This is a genomic window from Sinorhizobium sp. M4_45, assembly GCF_002885915.1.
GTDB classification, from domain to species: Bacteria; Pseudomonadota; Alphaproteobacteria; order Rhizobiales; family Rhizobiaceae; genus Sinorhizobium; species Sinorhizobium meliloti_A.
Genome location: NZ_NWVE01000028.1, coordinates 1 through 1,290 on the forward strand (window position 1 = coordinate 1; position 1,290 = coordinate 1,290).

The following is a 1,290-nucleotide window of genomic DNA, read 5'->3' on the forward strand; positions in this document are numbered from 1 at the left end:
GTTTTGACCGGCACTCGCACCGATCGGCAAAGTCTTTCTTCCGCCGGACAGATCGCTTTTGCTGTCCTTCGGTTCTGAACCATTCTCCAATGCGTGACCTGATGCCGGTGGCTTCGGTCACAGAGTGGCGTTCGGCTCCCGGTTTCCCATTCTCCTTGAGGAGCGCAGCCCAGTCTTGCCGGGCTCGCTAAGAAAACATCAGGACAACCGGGATATCGTCGACGTGCCTTCCATGGTGCTTTCACCGCGCCGCTCGTAAGCGCGCTGGTCACGCAGGATCTGGAAGGCGATCGTCAAAAGCTTGCGCGCGATGGCAACCCGCGCCTTGTTTACTCCTCTGATCTTCAAGTGCTCGTATCGGGCGCGAAGCTGCGCATCGCTGGCGATGGCGGGGGTGACCGCCTCGACGAAAGCCCAGCGCAGCCACTTGTTGCCCTGCTTGATGATCTTGCCGTGGAAGGTCTTGCCGCCACTCGAATAGGTCGACGGTACAAGCCCGGCATAGGCGGCAAGCTTCTTCGGGTTGCGAAAGCGGGATATATCGTCAATCTCAGCGTCGATCAGCCGGGCGAAGAACTCGCCGATGCCGGGGATCGTCTTCAACAGCTTGACGTTGGCATTGGCCTTGGTCATTGCCCGGATCGTTTCTTCCGACTGCTTGATCCGCACGTCGATGTCGCCGATGAAGTCGAGGCCACGGTCGATCTGGATGCGGTCGATCTCCGAGACGTTGACCTGCGCCAGTTGGACGCGACCGGTCTTGCCGAACAGATCGCCGAGCTTCTTGAGTTGGGCTGTCTGCTCCGGATAGCGGTCAAACACCGTGACGATCCGGTTCTTCGTCATCGTCCGCAGCCGCACATAAAACATCCGCTCGCGTAGCGCGACGCGAAGGTCCCGAGATTTCTCGCTTGGCGCCCAGGCTTCCGGCACCAGGTCGGCTCGAAGCAGATGCGCCAGCACTGTCGCATCGATCTTGTCGGTTTTGATCTTGGCGTCGGCGATCGCCTTGACCTTCAGCGGATGGGCGAGAACGACATCATCACAAATGTCGTCGAGCCAGTCGTACATCACCATCCAGTTGCGCGTCGCCTCGATGACCGCATGCGAGTTCTCGCGGTAGCGCTCGAGAAAGCCGCCAAGCGACTGGCGATCGTTCTTCACCCGACCTGAGCGCAGCGTCTTACCACTGCTGTCCTGCACGACCAGATGGCTGTAGGATTTGTGGTAGTCGACGCCGATATGGTAATTATAAGAGGCAGTCATGCTTCCAACTCCCTTATTGAGATC

1 protein-coding gene is annotated in these 1,290 nt (G+C 58.9%); it reads right to left on the reverse strand.

Features of this window, described 5'->3' with window-relative positions:
* Positions 1-198: 198 nt before the first annotated feature.
* Positions 199-1,266, reverse strand: coding sequence for an IS110 family RNA-guided transposase (locus CN933_RS31180; RefSeq protein WP_102763425.1), 1,068 nt, complete (start codon positions 1,264-1,266; stop codon positions 199-201).
* Positions 1,267-1,290: the final 24 nt, after the last annotated feature.